The sequence below is a fragment of the Paraburkholderia sp. BR10882 genome (assembly GCF_040948855.1).
Classification (GTDB): domain Bacteria; phylum Pseudomonadota; class Gammaproteobacteria; order Burkholderiales; family Burkholderiaceae; genus Paraburkholderia; species Paraburkholderia nodosa_A.
Genome location: NZ_JBFPKP010000001.1, coordinates 1 through 15,021, shown reverse-complemented (window position 1 = coordinate 15,021; position 15,021 = coordinate 1). Strand labels below are relative to the sequence as shown.

The window sequence follows — 15,021 nt, the reverse complement described above, 5'->3', positions numbered from 1 at the left end:
GCCTTGTATTCCTTCGTATTTCAGTGCGCACCGGACTTCGCGTCCGGCGCAGGGTTTTGCGGATTCGTGAGTGCCGCTACTACGCGCTCCATCTGCATGAAGCGCGAGCCTTTCACGAGAATCGTTGCGCCAGCGCCGTAACCGGCACCAGCCAGTGCGCGCACGAGTTCGCTCACGTCGGCGGCATGCAGCGCCTGCGCGCCGAACGCCGTCGCGCTGTCACGCGCTGCGTCGCCGAGCGTGTAGAGCGCGTCGATGCCGCGTTCCTTCGCGTAAGCGCCCACCTCGCGGTGAAAGGCGGGACCGTCGTCGCCGACTTCGCCCATGTCTCCGAGCACGAGCACACGCGGCGACGTGCGCGAAGCCAGCACGTCGATCGCTGCACGCACCGAGTCGGGATTCGCGTTGTAGGTGTCGTCGATCACCGTCGCGCCCGTCAGCTCGCCAAGCGCCGCGCGCTTCACCTGCAAGCGGCCCTTCACCGGCTCGAACGCCTCGAGCCCGCGGCCGATCGCTTCGAGCGAGACGCCCGACGCAATCGCCGCCGCCGTGGCCGCGAGCGCGTTGTGCGCGTTGTGTGCGCCCAGCACCTTCAACTCCACTTCGAGATGGCCTTCCGGCGTCGCGATCGCGAGACGGCTGCCCGCGAGCTTGTCGACGAGCTTGCCGGTGACTGCCGCTTCAACCGCACGCGTATCCGTATGCAGCGCGAAGTCGAGGATGCGCGAACCCGTCGCCGCCACGCGCCAGATGCTCGCGTAGGCATCGTCGGCGGGAAACACCGCGACGCCCGTGGGCTTGAGCGTGTGAATCACGCTCGCATGCTCGAGCGCGACGGCTTCCACCGTCGCCATGAATTCCTGATGTTCGCGCTGCGCGTTGTTCACCACCGCGACCGTCGGCTCGGCGAATTTCGCCAGCAACTCGGTCTCGCCAGGATGATTCATGCCGAGTTCGACCACCGCCAGCCGATGAGCGCCGCTCAAACGCAGCAACGTTAACGGCACGCCGATGTCGTTATTGAGGTTTCCGGTGGTCGCGAGACGCAAATTTTCTCCAACGGCCGCCGCGAAGATCGACGCGATCATTTCCTTGACCGTCGTTTTGCCGTTACTGCCCGTCACGGCGACGAGCGGCATCGAAAAGCGGCGGCGCCAGCCGAGCGCGAGCGCGCCGAGCGCCTTGCGCGTGTCGTCCACGCGCAGCGCAGGGATGCGCCAGTCGCCGGGGCTGCGCGAAACAAGCGCCGCGCTCACCTGGCGGTTCGCAACTTCGCCGAGAAAGTCGTGCGCGTCGAAGCGGTCACCCTTGAGCGCGACGAAGAGATCGCCGGGGCCGGTGGTGCGGCTGTCGGTCGAAATGCGCTCGAACGTGGCGTTCTCGTCGCCGAGTACGCTCGCGCCGGGAATCAGCGCCGCGGCTTCCCGCAGGGAAAGCATCGTCATTCACCACCTCCGCGCCCGTGCGTGGCACGGGCGGCGAGTGCAAGCCGCGCGTGGTCCTGATCGGAGAACGCGCGCTTCTTGCCCATGATTTCCTGGGTCGCCTCGTGGCCTTTGCCGGCCAGCACGACGACGTCTTCGCGCGCCGCGCCGCGCACCGCCTGCAGGATCGCACTCGCGCGATCCTCGATGCGGCGCGCCTTCGCGGCGTCGCGCATGCCTTGCGCGATCTGCTCGATGATCGCGGCCGGCGACTCGCTGCGCGGGTTGTCGCTCGTCACGACGACCTGGTCGGCGAGGCGTTCCGCGATCGCGCCCATGAGCGGGCGCTTGGTCGCGTCGCGATCGCCGCCGCAGCCGAACATGCAGACGAGCTGGCCGCCGCGTGCGGCCGCCATCGGGCGCAGCGCTTCGAGCGTTTTTTCGAGCGCGTCCGGCGTATGCGCGTAATCGATCACGATGAGCGGCTCGTCGTGATCGGCGCGGCCGCCAAGACGCTCCATGCGGCCGTTCACCGGCTGCAGCTTCGAGATCTCGTTGAGCGCCGCGACGAGCGGCACGTTCGCCGCAAGCAGCGCGCCGAGCACGCCGAGCAGATTGCTCACGTTGAAGAGGCCGAGAACATGCGCCTCGACTTGCGCCTCGCCCCAATCCGACGTTTCCAGATGGAACGCCGTGCCGGTGGCAGTCGCGCGCACGTCGTTCGCGCGCAGCCACGCGTCGGCGACGGGTGCGTCGGCGGCGGGCGTCGCCACGCCATACGCAATCGTGCGAGCCTTGCCGCGCGTCGCGGCGATCAGGCGGCGGCCCGCTGCGTCGTCGGTGTTGATGATCGCGGCGCGCAGGCCCGGCCATGCGAACAGACGCGCCTTCGCGGCCTCGTAGGCCTCGAACGTGTGGTGATAGTCGAGATGGTCTTGCGTGAGATTCGTGAAGACGCCGATGTCGAACGACGTGCCGTTCACGCGGCCCTGATGCAGCGCGTGCGAGGAGACTTCCATCGCGATCGCCTGTGCGCCAGCGCCGCGCAATTGCGCGAGGCTGCGCTGCAGCTGCGGCGCGTCGGGCGTGGTGAAGCCCGTATGCACGAGCTGACCCGGAAAGCCCGTGCCCAGCGTGCCGACGATCGCGCACTTCTGGCCGATGGCCGTCAACGCCGAGGCGATCCACTGGCTGCACGACGTCTTGCCGTTTGTTCCCGTCACGCCGACCACGAGCATGGCATCGCTCGGGTCGCCATACCAGCCGCTGGCGATTTCGCCCGCGAGCACGTCGAGCTGCGGTACAGCCAGCGCAATCGACGCGTCGAGCTTCTCGCCTGCATACCCTTCCGGCTGATACAGCACGGCTGCAGCGCCCCGCTCGATCGCGTTGGCGATGTGCGGGCGGCTGTCCGCGCCCTCGACGGCGTAGGCGAGAAACACATCGCCCGGCTTGAGCGAGCGCGTGTCGGCGTGCAGGCCCGCTTCTGGCGCGACGTGCGCGCGCAGCCATGCGAGCGCGTCCGCGATCTGCCGGTGCGCGGGATGCTGGTTGCGCGTGGCGCTCATCGGACGACTCCGGGTCGATTTTTCGCGTTGTCCGCGACGGTCATGTGATGCGCGGCTGCGGCGCTTTTCGCGGTAGGCGTGTTCGCCGCGTGCTTCACGGGCGCAGCGGGCGCGTTCGCGACGGCCGGGGCCGAGGCGGCGGCGCTGTTGTCCTCGACGACGAGCTGCTTCACCGGCATATCCGGCGGAACGTTGAGCGAGCGCAGCGTATCGCCGACGATGCCAGAGAACACCGGGCCCGACACGGCACCGCCGAAGTGGCTGCCGGCCGTCGGTTCGTCGACCGTGACGGCCACGACGATGCGCGGATTCGGCATCGGCGCCATGCCGACGAACGACGCGCGGTATTTCGAATGATCGTAGCCGTGCGGGCCGTGCTTGTACGCCGTACCGGACTTGCCGCCCACGCGGTAGCCGGGCACGGCGGCGTCGGGCGAAGTGCCGTCCTTCGACACCACACTCTCCAGCATCGTGCGCACTTCACGCGCCGTGGTCGGCGCGAAGACCTGGGTGCCCTGCACCGGCTGCGTGTCGCCGGGGTGGCGGAAGATCGTGACCGGCAGAATCTGGCCGTCGTGCGCGATCGCCGTGTACGCGCGCGCAAGCTGGAACAGCGAAACGGAGAGGCCGTAGCCGTAGGACATCGTCGCCTGCTCGATGCGGCGCCAGCTTTTCCACGGACGCAAACGGCCCGCCGCCGCGCCGGGGAACCCGACCTTCGGCGCCTGACCGAGACCGATGCTGGTGTACATGTCCCACATTTCTTCGGGCTTGAGCGTCATCGCGATCTTGGTCGCGCCGATGTTGCTCGACTTCTGGATCACGCCGCCCACCGTCAGCACGCCAAAACCGGCGTCGTCGGTGATGGTCGCACCGTCGAGGGTGAAGTGGCCCGCGCCCGTATCCACCAGTGTACTCGGCGAGACGCGGTGCAGATCCAGCGCAAGCGACACCGTGAAGGGCTTCATGATCGAACCCGGCTCGAACACGTCGGTGAGAATGCGGTTGCGAAGCTGCTCGCCCGTGAGATGCGAGCGGTCGTTCGGGTTGTAGGTCGGATAGTTCACGAGCGCGAGCACTTCGCCCGTGCGCACGTCCACCACCACCGCAGCGCCGGCCTTGGCCCTGAACTTCTCGACGGCAGCCTTCAGGTTCGAATAGGCGATGTACTGAATCTTGCTGTCGATCGACAGTTCGACGTCCTTGCCATCGTGGGGCACGACCGTCTCGTCGACGTCCTCGACGATGTGGCCCATGCGGTCCTTGATGACGTGGCGAATGCCCGGCACGCCCGCGAGCACCTTCTGGTCCGACAGCTCGACGCCTTCCTGGCCCTCGTCCTCGACGTTGGTGAAGCCGATCAAGTGCGCGGTGACGTCGCCTTCCGGATAGAAGCGCTTGTATTCGTTGCGCTGGTAAATACCCGGAATGTCGAGCGCCGTCACTTTCTGCGCGACGTCGAGCGGCACCTGGCGCTTCACATAGACGAAGGTCTTGTCTTCGTGGAGCTTCGCACGCAGCTCTTTCGTGTTCATGCCGAGCAGCGCGCCGAGCTGGTTGAGCTTGTCGGCGCCGAGATCGTCGGGCACGGCTTCGGGAATCGCCCAGATCGCGCGCACGGGCAGGCTCGTGGCGAGCACGAGGCCGTTACGGTCGAGAATCTTGCCGCGCGTGGCCGGTAACTCGATCGTGCGCTGGTAGCGGCTTTCGCCCTGCTTCTGATAGAACGCGTTGCCTGGCCCCTGAATCCAGAACGCGCGCGCGGCAAGCGCGACGAACGCCATGAAGAGCAGGAATACGACGAGCTTCGAGCGCCACATCGGCAGGCGCACGGAGAGAATGGGGTTGGCGCTGAAGGCAACGCTCTTGCGGCGATTGTCCTTTTTCATCGCGTGCCTCCGCGGCGGGCAGGCGTAGGCGCGGCGCCCTGCGGGGGCGCCGAGGTCGGCACGGGTGCGTCGACGGCGGTTGCGCTGCCGGGCGCGAGCGTCAGATATTGCGTGCGTCCGGTCGTGACGGGCTGCATCTTGAGCGAGTCGGTGGCGATCTGTTCGATGCGCGACGTTCTCGACAGCGCGCTCTGCTGATATTGAAGCTGTGCGTAGTCCTGCTGAAGCTGATGCTCCTGCGACTGCGCACGTTGCAACTGGATGAAGATCTGGCGCTGCTGATTGGTGGCGTTCACGACGGAAAGCGCGCACCCCATGACGACAATCAGCAGGAAGATGTTCAGACGATTCATGGCGTGACGCGCTCCGCGGTGCGCATCACGGCCGAGCGGGCGCGCGGATTCGCGGCGACTTCTTCGTCGCTCGCGAATACGCGGCCGAGCAGCTTGAGCGGCGGGCTCGGCAGGTCGACGGCGCGGATCGGCAAGCGGCGATCCACCGCCGGCGCGCTTGCGTGCGCCTGCATGAACCGCTTGACGATCCGGTCTTCGAGCGAATGAAAGCTGATGACCACCAGCCGCCCCCCCTGTTCCAGCAACGACAGTGCTGCTTCTAGAACGACCTGCAGCTCCGCAAGCTCTTGATTGACGTGAATCCGTATAGCTTGAAAGGTGCGGGTTGCCGGGTCCTTACCCTTCTCACGGGTTTTGACGACGTTAGCCACGATTTGGGCAAGCTCGCCCGTGCTGTCGAGAGGCCCGAGACGGTCGGACTCTGCCCGGCGAGCAACAAGCGCCTTTGCAATCTGAAAAGCAAACCGTTCTTCCCCATAATCCCGAATTACCTCCGTCAGTTCCTGCAACGTGGCCCGAGCGAGCCAGTCAGCGGCGGACTCGCCGCGCGTCGGGTCCATCCGCATGTCGAGCGGGCCATCCGCGCGGAAACTGAAACCGCGCTGCGGATCGTCGAACTGCGGCGACGACACGCCAAGGTCCAGCAATATTCCCGACACACGCCCTACCCCGCGCGACGCGAGCTCGTCGCGCAGCGAAGCAAAACTCTCATGCACGATCGAGAACCGCGCGTCGTTCACGGTTTGCGCCGTCGCGATCGCCAGCGGGTCCTTGTCGAACGCGATCAGGCGCCCGGCCTCGCCGAGACGCCCGAGGATCGCGCGACTGTGCCCGCCGCGACCGAACGTGCCGTCCACATAGACGCCGTCCGCGCGCGTGACCAGCGCGTTCACCGCTTCGTCTAGCAGCACCGTGCGATGCTGCAGTCCCTGTCCCATCGCAGATGCCATAGCGTTTTGAACCGCGATCAGAACGTGAAATTTTTCAAGGCGTCGGGCATGCCCTGCGCCATCGCCGCCTGTTCCTTGGCGGCGTAGGTCTGCGCATCCCACAACTCAAAATGACTACCCATGCCGAGCAGCATGACTTCCTTTTCCATTCCTGCCGCCAGACGCAATTCAGGTGAGACGAGCACGCGGCCAGCACTATCGACATCGACGTCGGACGCATTGCCCAGAAAAATACGGCGCCACCAGTGCGCGTCCATCGGCAACGCGGCGACCTTCGAGCGGAACACTTCCCATTCGGGGCGCGGAAATAGCAACAGGCAGCCGTCCGGGTGCTTGGTGATCGTCACCCGTCCTTCTGCCTGTTGTTGCAGCGCTTCCCGATAGCGAGACGGAATCGACATCCGTCCTTTCGCATCGAGTGTCAGCGCCGACGCCCCCTGGAACAATTTGCTCCCCCTTATGCGGCGCTTTTGGCCGCCCGCCTAAATCCCGGAAAATCTACCTGAATACGCGCCTGAAATCACACAAAAATACACTTTCTCACACTGTCTCCCACTTTAGAGGAACGCCCAACGAGGGTCAAGGGAGACCGGACGTTTTTTGACGAAATTTATCCGCTAGAACAAGGACTTAGCGGCACTTGTTGAAGTCGAGACAAAAGCCAAAAACCGTTATGAATGAATGAGCTAACGCAGGTTCTGAAGGTGATACGTGAAAAGCGCGGCGATAAACGGCCTACGGAGGGATCGAGCGGGGGGCTTGCGGGGATTAAAACCGGGGGCTGAAAGCTCTGAAAGATTAATCCGAGTATGGGCCGACAGCGATTGCCGGCCCATACGCATTAATCAGATGTAGTAGGCGGTTCGCGTCATCACTTTCGATGCTACACGCATTAGCGAACGCACCGGCAAAGGCAATTCGACTCCGCCCAGATCGGCGGCCGATTTTGCGTGCGAGATTTCGTCGGCGCGCATTTGCTCGACGACCGCGCGCGACTCGAGATCGGCGGGCGGCAAGCTGTCGAGGTGGCTGTCGAGATGATGCTCGACCTGGCGCTCGGTTTCGGCCATGAAGCCGAGGCTCACCTTGTCACCCAGGCGGCCGGCGGCGAAGCCGATCGCGAGCGCGCCTGCGTACCAGAGCGGATTAAGGAGGCTCGGACGCGAGTCGAGCGCCTGTAGCCGGCGCGAGGTCCACGCGAGGTGGTCCTCTTCCTCGCGCGCGGCTTGCTCGAAGGCCGCCCTGAGCGAGGGCGAGCGCGCCGAGATTTTCTGCGCCTGATACAGCGCCTGCGCGCACACTTCACCGACGTGATTGACGCGCATGAGGCCGGCGGCGTGCGTGCGCTCGGCAGCCGTGAGTTCGCTGCCGGCTGGTACGGCATCGCCCTCGGGCGTCACTTCGATGGTCACGGGGGAAGGCTGCGGCATCGGACGCGTCATGCGCGACACGCCGGTGAGAGAGCGCAGGCCCCGGTCGAATTCGGTAATCAAGTCATCTAGCGTCATCCAGCCTCCCTTTCATTTCGTTGGCGAGCCGGATTGGTCGCTCGCCCGGACTGCCCTTTCACCACTACACAAACTCACGGACATCCGTCAATCCGGGGCAGCGCCGATAGATAGCTGCATATTCTAGACCATGTTGTGTAAACGAAACAGGTACTTAGCGAGGTCCAGGCTTTTCCTTTGTGACTGTTAACCCTTTTGTTACATTACGTGCAACTTCTCGCGAAGTTAGAAGGACAGGACCCTACGCAAGATAAAAAACTGGTCCCGTTAAAAGACGCAAAAGATTCGCAAACACTGGAGATCATTCAATGAAGAAGTCGCTTCTCGCGCTGGCTGCGCTGGGCGCGTTCGCGGGCGTTGCTCACGCTCAGAGCAGCGTCACGCTGTACGGTATCATCGACGAAGGTTTCAACATCAACACGAATTCGGGTGGCAAGCACCTGTACAACCTGTCGAGCGGCGTGATGCAAGGCAGCCGTTTCGGCCTGCGCGGCGCTGAAGACCTCGGCGGCGGCCTGAAGGCAGTCTTCGTGTTGGAAAATGGTTTTGACGTGAACACCGGCAAGCTCGGTCAAGGCGGCCTGATGTTCGGTCGTCAGGCTTATGTCGGCCTCTCGAGCGCACAGTTCGGCACGGTCACGCTGGGTCGCCAGTACGACTCCGTCGTCGACTACGTCGGCCCGCTCGAAGCAGGCGACCAGTGGGGCGGCTACATCGCTGCTCACCCGCAGGATCTGGACAACTTCAACAACGCCTACCGTACGAACAACACGGTCAAGTTCACCAGCGCCAACTACGCTGGCCTGACGTTCGGCGGCACGTACAGCTTCGGTGGCCAGGCAGGCAACTTCTCGGCGAACCAGATCTGGTCGTTGGGCGCTGGCTACAACAACGGTCCCCTCGTCCTCGGCGTGGGCTACCTGAACGCACGTACGCCGAACGCTACCGGCGGCCTGTTCAACAACGGCGGCTCGGCTGGTGCTTCGGCAGCGCTGACGGCTGCTGGCAATCCGGTGTACGGCGGCTTCGCATCGGCCAACACGTACCAGGTCATCGGCGCAGGCGGCGCATACACGTTCGGCGCAGCAACGCTCGGCCTGACGTACTCGAACGTCAGCTTCCGCAACCTCGGCCAGACGTCGACCTCGCTGTTCCAACGCGGCACGAATGCCAACTTCAACAACGTCGAAGCGAACATCAAGTACCAGTTCACGCCGGCCCTGCTGGCAGGCTTCGCGTTCGACTTCACGGACGGCAGCAGCGTCACGCGTGCGAACGGCACGAGCGAAAGCGGCGCGAAGTACTTCCAGTACGCACTGGGCACGGACTACTTCCTGTCGAAGCGCACGGACGTCTACCTGATCGGCGTGTACCAGCACGCTACGGGCTCCGACTCGACGGGCAACACCGCTGTCGCGTCGATCAACGGCCTGACGCCGTCGAGCACGAACAACGTGTTCACGGCTCGCGTTGGTATCCGTCACAAGTTCTAAGAAGAACAGTCGCTGTAATCTCGAAGGCGCCTCCGGGCGCCTTTTTTCTTTGGTGCTTCGTGTCGTTTCGCGACAGTGCGCACGACAAAAAAGCGGCCTGCCCTCGATGGGCAGGCCGCTCTTCGCTTTTGACTCGCTGGCCTTTCGCTTCGCTCTTGCGTTTTCAGGCGCGACCGTCGCGCAGCTCGCGGCGCAGGATCTTGCCGACGTTGCTCTTGGGCAGATCGTTGCGGAACTCGATGATCTTCGGCCGCTTGTAGCCGGTGAGCTGCGTCTTGCAGTACTCGAACACGTCCTTGTCGGTGAGCGCCGGGTCCTTCTTGACGATATAGAGCTTCACCGCCTCGCCCGAATTCTGGTCCGGCACGCCCACCGCCGCCACTTCGAACACGCCCGGCAGCTTGGCCACGACATCCTCGACTTCGTTCGGATACACATTGAAGCCCGAGACCAGAATCATGTCCTTCTTGCGGTCGACGAGCTTGATGTAGCCGCGCGCGTTGATGAGACCGATGTCGCCCGACTTGAAGTATCCGTCCGGCGTCATGACCTTCGCCGTTTCTTCGGGCCGCTGCCAGTAGCCCGCCATCACCTGCGGCCCACGGATGCAGATCTCGCCCGCCTCGCCGATCGGCAGTTCGTTGCCGGCGTCGTCGCGAATCGAGATTTCAGTGGAAGGCAGCGGCAAGCCGATCGTGCCGGTGTATTCCGTCGCCGTGACCGGATTGCAGGTTACGCTGGGTGAGGTTTCCGAAAGGCCATAGCCTTCGACGATCGGCGTATGCGTGCGCTCGTACCAGCGCTTGGCCACCGCTTCCTGCACCGCCATGCCGCCGCCGTTCGCAACGAGCAGGTGCGTGAAGTCCAGATTGCCGAATTCCGGATGGTTGAGCATCGCGTTGTAGAGCGTATTCACCGCGGGGAAACACGTGATCGAGTACCCGCGCAGCTCTTTGATCATGCCCGCGATATCGCGCGGATTCGGAATCAGGATCGCGAGACCGCCGGTGCGCAGCGTCAGCAGCCCGCAAACGGTCAGGGCGAACACGTGATAAAGAGGCAGCGCCGCGACCGTCACCGGTTGCGTACCGGACGGCAATTTCGCCAGCGCGGGCTCGGTCCATGCCGCCGACTGCAGCACGTTGGCGATCAGGTTGCGATGCAGCAGCGTCGCCCCCTTGGCCACACCGGTCGTGCCGCCCGTGTACTGCAGGAAGGCGACGTCCTCGGGCGTCTGTTCGACGCGCTTGAAGCCAGTGCGCGCACCTTCGGCGAGCGCGTCGTTGAAGCGCACGTGGCCGGGCAGGTTCCAGGCAGGCACCATCTTCTTCACGCTTCGCACGACAAAGTTGACGATGAAGCCCTTCGCGCCAAGGAGGTCGCCCATCGCCGCGACCAGCACGTGCTTCACGCGCGTATTGGCGACGACCGCGCTTACGGTTCCGGCAAAATTCTCGAGGACGACGATCGCCTCGGCGCCGCTGTCCTTCAACTGGTGTTCGAGTTCGCGCGGCGTGTAGAGCGGATTGACGTTCACGACGACATATCCCGCGCGCAGCACTGCGGCGAGCGCGACCGGATACTGGAGCACGTTGGGCATCATGAGCGCGATGCGCGCACCACGTGCGATGCCGCGCGACTGGAACCACGCGGCCAGACGCTGGGAGAGCTGGTCCAGCTCGCCGTAGGTGATCGTCTTGCCCATGCAGGCGAAAGCGGGCTTTGCACGGAATTCGCTGAAGCTCTCCTCGAGCAGCGCAGTGATGGACGCGTAACGGCTTGCATCGATTTCAGCGGGAACGCCGGGCGGGTACGATTTCAGCCAGACTTTTTCCATGCAGCGTCTCCTCCTTGATTTTTCGAATGGTCGTGCTAAAAAATTGGATCGTAGCATGGCGACCCAGCTTTTATGTCAGCAAATCAGCGAGTTAGAAAGGCCCCTCGAACGCACGTTGCGGGGCGGCTAGCGGTAGCTTGAGGCGCTTTCAGGCGCGCTCGACCTCGACGAGGCAGTCATAGAAAGTCGCTGAGCCGCCAAGATCGGTAAGCGCCTGGCTCGTCACTTCGTTGGCGTTGCGGCCATCTGGCGCAAGCTTCTTCCACCAGATCGACAGGCCGACCACGAGACCGCTGCGCGCCCGATCGGTCACACGCGCCCGCGCGCGCATCGAGCCGCGGTCGTTGAACACGCGAACCTCGTCGCCGTCGGCAATCTCGCGGCGGGCGGCGTCGGCCGGATGGAGGTCCACGTGCGGCTCCCCTTCGGTCGCGCGCAAGCTTTCCACGTTCACGAAGGTACTGTTCAGGAAGTTGCGCGCAGGCGGCGAGATCATCGCGAGCGGATAACGCGCGGCGAGTTCGGGCGCGCCATCCGCCGACTCGTGCGGCGGCAGGTAATCGGGCAGCGGATCGAGCCCGGCCTTCGCAAGCGCCTCGCTATGGAACTCGCACTTGCCCGTCGGCGTGCGAAAACCGCCGTTCGCAAACGGCGCTTCGGGGATGTTCAGCTTCAGCCAGCCTTCGCGCTTGAGCGCCGCCCAGTCGGCGCCGCCCAGTGCGGGATCGTTCCAGTCGAATGCATGGGCCGCCACGTCTTCATCGCTTTCGAACAGCGCCGGCTCGGTCAGACCCATCGCGCGTGCGATGCAGCGGAAGATTTCGGTATTCGGCCGCGCCTCGCCAACGGGCGCGATGGCCGGCAAGTTCGCCATGACGTGCGTGTGGCCGTACGACTTGTGGACGTCGAGATGTTCGAGCTGGGTCGTGGCCGGCAGCAGTAGATCGGCGTAATCGGCGGTGTCGGTCTGGAACTGCTCGAGCACGATCGTAAAGAGGTCCTCGCGCGCGAAGCCAGCCGCGACCTTCGCCGACTCGGGCGCAACCGCAACCGGATTCGAGTTGTAGACGACGATCGCTTCGACCTTCGGCCCGAATGCGGCGTCGCCTGCGTGCGTGAGCGCGTTGCCAATCTGGTTCATGTTGACGATGCGCGGCTGATGCTGCGGCCAGCCCGGGATCAGATCCGGACGCTGGAGCGCGTTCGCATCGACGGGCGCCCAGCCAGACGACGAAAGCAGCACGCCGCCCGCGCGCTCGCGCCATGCACCGGTCAACGCGGGCAGGCAGGCGATGGCACGCACGGCGTTGCCGCCGCCGCGCACGCGCTGCAGGCCATAGTTCATGCGAATTGCCGCCTTGCGCGTCGAGGCGTAGAGGCGCGCGAGATCGACGACTGCCTGCTCCTCGATGTCGCAGATCGCGGCGACACGTGCGGGCGTATAGGTCAGCGCACGCGCCTTCAGCGCGTCGAAGCCGTGCGTGTGGGCCGCAATGTAATCGTGATCGAGACGGTCCTCGGTGATCAGCACGTGCATCATGCCGAGCGCGAGCGCGCCGTCCGTGCCGGGCTTAAGCGCAATGTGCTGATGGCACTTTTCGGCCGTCAGCGAGCGATAGGGGTCGATCGCGATCAGCTTCGCGCCGTTGCGTTTCGCTTCCTGCGCGCGGGTCCAGAAGTGCAGGTTCGACGCAATAGGGTTGGCGCCCCAGATCAGGATCACTTCGCTTTCCGCGAAATACTCGGTGAGCATGCCGAGGCTCGAGCCGAACGTATAACGCAGGCCGGCGGCGCCCGCCGCCGCGCAGATCGCGCGATCGAGACGCGATGCGCCGAGCTTGTGGAAGAAGCGCTGGGCGATGCTATCGCCCTGAACGAGTCCCATCGTGCCGGCATAGCTGTACGGCAGGATCGCTTCGGGCGCGCGCTGCGCGATTTCGCCGAGGCGTTCGGCTGCGATGCGACAGGCTTCCTCCCAGCTGATCGGCTCGAAACGCCCTTCCCCCTTGCGCCCCACACGCTTCATCGGCTGCGTCAAACGTTTCGGATGATGGACGCGCTCCGCATAGCGGGTCACCTTCGTGCACAGCACGCCTTGCGTGGGCGGGTGGTCGGGGTCGCCGCTCACCTTGATCGCCCGGCCATTTTCGACGCTCACGCGCATCGCGCAGGTATCGGGACAATCGTGCGGGCAAACTGCACGGGCAAATTCGGCTGGGGCGTTCATCGGAAATCCGTGGGTGAGGCGTTTTGTCGTAAAAGCGATTTTATTATGTTCGGGGTGCGGGCCCTGTACGCACCCTGTGCTTGGCGCGAAAAAAAAGGTTCGGCGTAGAATGGTCCGTCTAGACCCGGCCTATTTTGGAGACGAAGGCCGGGCGACCACTTTTCGAGCACCGTCCGCCATGAAACTGATCCCGGAAATCCAGGCCGCCCAAGGCGAAATTCAGGGCCTCCGACGAACGATCCACGCGCATCCCGAACTGCGCTACGAAGAAACCCAAACCTCCGACCTCGTTGCGGCAAAGCTCACGGAATGGGGCATTGAAGTGCATCGCGGCATGGGCCAAACCGGCGTTGTCGGCGTGCTCAAACGCGGCACCGGCAAACGGATGGTTGGATTACGCGCCGATATGGACGCGTTGCCGATCCAGGAACTCAATACGTTCGACCATCGCTCGCGCAACGAAGGCAAGATGCACGCGTGCGGCCACGACGGCCATACCGCGATGCTGCTTGGCGCGGCGCAATATCTCGCGCGGCACGGACAGTTCGACGGCACGATCGTCTTCATTTTCCAGCCCGCCGAAGAAGGCGGCGCCGGCGCGAAAGCCATGATCGAAGATGGCCTCTTCAAACAATTTCCCGTGGACGCCGTCTTCGGCATTCATAACTGGCCGGGCATGCCGGCCGGCTACTTCGGCGTGACCGAAGGGCCGATTATGGCCTCGAGTAACGAATTCCGCATTGAAATCAATGGTGTAGGTTCGCACGCCGCGTTGCCGCACAACGGCCGCGATCCGGTCTTCACGGCGGTGCAGATCGCGAACGGGTTGCAGAGCATCATCACGCGCAACAAGAAGCCGCTCGATACGGCCGTGCTCTCGATCACGCAGATTCATGCGGGCGACGCGGTCAACGTGGTGCCGAATACGGCATGGCTCGCGGGAACGGTGCGTACCTTCACGACGGAAACGCTGGATCTGATCGAATCGCGACTGCGCAAGATCGCCGAGAGCACAGCTGATGCGTACGACTGCTCGGTCGACATCACCTTCCATCGCAACTATCCGCCGACGGTGAACAGCAGCGCGGAGGCGCAATTCGCCGCGGAGGTCATGCGCGAGGTTGTCGGCGCCGATCACGTCGATGCGAACGTCGAACCGACCATGGGCGCCGAGGACTTCTCGTTCATGCTGCTGGAGAAACCGGGCTGCTACGCGTTTCTCGGCAACGGCGAAGGCGGTCACCGTGATGCAGGGCACGGCGCAGGCCCTTGCATGCTGCACAACGCGAGCTATGACTTCAACGATCAACTGCTGCCGGTCGGTTCGTCGTTTTGGGTGCATCTGGCGACGAAATTTCTGGCGCAGCAGTAATTCGAGGCACCAATGCAAAAAGCCGTCCATTGGACGGCTTTTTTGTTTTCCTGCATCTGAAGAAGCCCAAACGCCAGAACCCCGGCTCTCTTTCGGAGACACCGGGGTTCTGGACGTTACAGCATAAGGAGCCTGACGATTACCTACTTTCACACGGGCAATCCGCACTATCATCGGCGTGGAGCTGTTTCACGGTCCTGTTCGGGATGGGAAGGGGTGGGACCAGCTCGCTATGGTCATCAGGCTTGACGGGTTGCTGCGTCGCGGTCTTGCTCGCGCCACAGCCAATCGGGAAGAAGCGTAAAGAGGGTGCTGCTGAATTGGGGTTGTGTTGTTTCAGGCACAACACACATAGTGTGGGTTCTACGTAAATGCTGAAGCATTAACGTAGACCGACACG

Annotated in this window: 11 protein-coding genes and 1 rRNA gene; 2 read left to right on the top strand and 10 right to left on the bottom strand. The window is 63.9% G+C overall.

Annotated elements, in window-relative coordinates; genetic code table 11:
• Positions 1-20 precede the first annotated feature (20 nt).
• The 7 genes from murF to coq7 all read right to left on the bottom strand — a co-directional run bounded on the left by murF (position 21) and on the right by coq7 (position 7,692).
• Complete coding sequence (murF, locus tag AB3X99_RS00060; RefSeq protein ID WP_342948378.1) at positions 21-1,445, bottom strand: UDP-N-acetylmuramoyl-tripeptide--D-alanyl-D-alanine ligase; 1,425 nt, start codon at positions 1,443-1,445, stop codon at positions 21-23.
• Positions 1,442-2,992, bottom strand: coding sequence for a UDP-N-acetylmuramoyl-L-alanyl-D-glutamate--2,6-diaminopimelate ligase (locus AB3X99_RS00055; RefSeq protein WP_368615861.1), 1,551 nt, complete (start codon positions 2,990-2,992; stop codon positions 1,442-1,444). The genes murF and AB3X99_RS00055 overlap by 4 nt, the downstream gene beginning before the upstream one ends.
• Positions 2,989-4,881: a penicillin-binding protein 2 gene (locus tag AB3X99_RS00050; protein WP_069268482.1), complete on the bottom strand. Its 1,893-nt coding sequence runs from the start codon at positions 4,879-4,881 to the stop codon at positions 2,989-2,991. Before AB3X99_RS00050 ends, AB3X99_RS00055 begins: the two co-directional genes overlap by 4 nt.
• Positions 4,878-5,234 carry a cell division protein FtsL gene (gene ftsL / locus AB3X99_RS00045; protein ID WP_028207784.1) on the bottom strand — a complete coding sequence of 119 codons (357 nt, stop codon included), beginning with the start codon at positions 5,232-5,234 and terminating at the stop codon, positions 4,878-4,880. The genes AB3X99_RS00050 and ftsL overlap by 4 nt, the downstream gene beginning before the upstream one ends.
• Entirely contained in the window at positions 5,231-6,184 is a 954-nt protein-coding gene (gene rsmH, locus AB3X99_RS00040; protein WP_069268481.1) for a 16S rRNA (cytosine(1402)-N(4))-methyltransferase RsmH, read from the bottom strand. Before rsmH ends, ftsL begins: the two co-directional genes overlap by 4 nt.
• Before the next feature lie 17 nt (positions 6,185-6,201).
• Positions 6,202-6,630 (bottom strand): division/cell wall cluster transcriptional repressor MraZ, encoded by a 429-nt coding sequence (gene mraZ / locus AB3X99_RS00035; protein ID WP_028207782.1) that lies wholly within the window; start codon positions 6,628-6,630, stop codon positions 6,202-6,204.
• Positions 6,631-7,029: 399 nt separating this feature from the next.
• Positions 7,030-7,692, bottom strand: a complete 663-nt coding sequence (gene coq7 / locus AB3X99_RS00030) for a 2-polyprenyl-3-methyl-6-methoxy-1,4-benzoquinone monooxygenase (protein WP_368615860.1) — start codon at positions 7,690-7,692, stop codon at positions 7,030-7,032.
• A gap of 308 nt (positions 7,693-8,000) precedes the next feature.
• Here coq7 and AB3X99_RS00025 point away from each other — a divergent pair, with 308 nt between their 5' ends.
• Positions 8,001-9,185, top strand: a complete 1,185-nt coding sequence (locus AB3X99_RS00025; protein WP_069268479.1) for a porin — start codon at positions 8,001-8,003, stop codon at positions 9,183-9,185.
• 163 nt (positions 9,186-9,348) lie between these two features.
• Here AB3X99_RS00025 and AB3X99_RS00020 read toward each other — a convergent pair whose 3' ends face one another.
• Positions 9,349-11,022 (bottom strand): long-chain fatty acid--CoA ligase, encoded by a 1,674-nt coding sequence (locus AB3X99_RS00020; RefSeq protein ID WP_069268478.1) that lies wholly within the window; start codon positions 11,020-11,022, stop codon positions 9,349-9,351.
• A 148-nt stretch (positions 11,023-11,170) separates the two neighbouring features.
• The gene (locus AB3X99_RS00015) at positions 11,171-13,249 is read right to left on the bottom strand and encodes a molybdopterin-dependent oxidoreductase (RefSeq protein WP_368615859.1); all 2,079 of its coding nucleotides are present in this window, start codon (positions 13,247-13,249) and stop codon (positions 11,171-11,173) included.
• A gap of 178 nt (positions 13,250-13,427) precedes the next feature.
• On the opposite strand from AB3X99_RS00015, the gene AB3X99_RS00010 reads away from it, so the two are divergent.
• Positions 13,428-14,621 carry a M20 aminoacylase family protein gene (locus tag AB3X99_RS00010; RefSeq protein ID WP_368615858.1) on the top strand — a complete coding sequence of 398 codons (1,194 nt, stop codon included), beginning with the start codon at positions 13,428-13,430 and terminating at the stop codon, positions 14,619-14,621.
• A gap of 130 nt (positions 14,622-14,751) precedes the next feature.
• Here AB3X99_RS00010 and rrf read toward each other — a convergent pair.
• Positions 14,752-14,865 (bottom strand): 5S ribosomal RNA (rrf, locus tag AB3X99_RS00005).
• Positions 14,866-15,021: the final 156 nt, after the last annotated feature.

Coding starts and splice junctions, on each gene's coding strand:
- AB3X99_RS00020 (WP_069268478.1), bottom strand. CDS start 11,022: ATGGAAAAAGTCTGGCTGAAATCGTACCCGCCCGGCGTTCCCGCTGAA.
- AB3X99_RS00025 (WP_069268479.1), top strand. CDS start 8,001: ATGAAGAAGTCGCTTCTCGCGCTGGCTGCGCTGGGCGCGTTCGCGGGC.
- coq7 (WP_368615860.1), bottom strand. CDS start 7,692: ATGACGCTAGATGACTTGATTACCGAATTCGACCGGGGCCTGCGCTCT.
- rsmH (WP_069268481.1), bottom strand. CDS start 6,184: ATGGCATCTGCGATGGGACAGGGACTGCAGCATCGCACGGTGCTGCTA.
- AB3X99_RS00050 (WP_069268482.1), bottom strand. CDS start 4,881: ATGAAAAAGGACAATCGCCGCAAGAGCGTTGCCTTCAGCGCCAACCCC.
- ftsL (WP_028207784.1), bottom strand. CDS start 5,234: ATGAATCGTCTGAACATCTTCCTGCTGATTGTCGTCATGGGGTGCGCG.
- AB3X99_RS00055 (WP_368615861.1), bottom strand. CDS start 2,992: ATGAGCGCCACGCGCAACCAGCATCCCGCGCACCGGCAGATCGCGGAC.
- AB3X99_RS00015 (WP_368615859.1), bottom strand. CDS start 13,249: ATGAACGCCCCAGCCGAATTTGCCCGTGCAGTTTGCCCGCACGATTGT.
- AB3X99_RS00010 (WP_368615858.1), top strand. CDS start 13,428: ATGAAACTGATCCCGGAAATCCAGGCCGCCCAAGGCGAAATTCAGGGC.
- murF (WP_342948378.1), bottom strand. CDS start 1,445: ATGACGATGCTTTCCCTGCGGGAAGCCGCGGCGCTGATTCCCGGCGCG.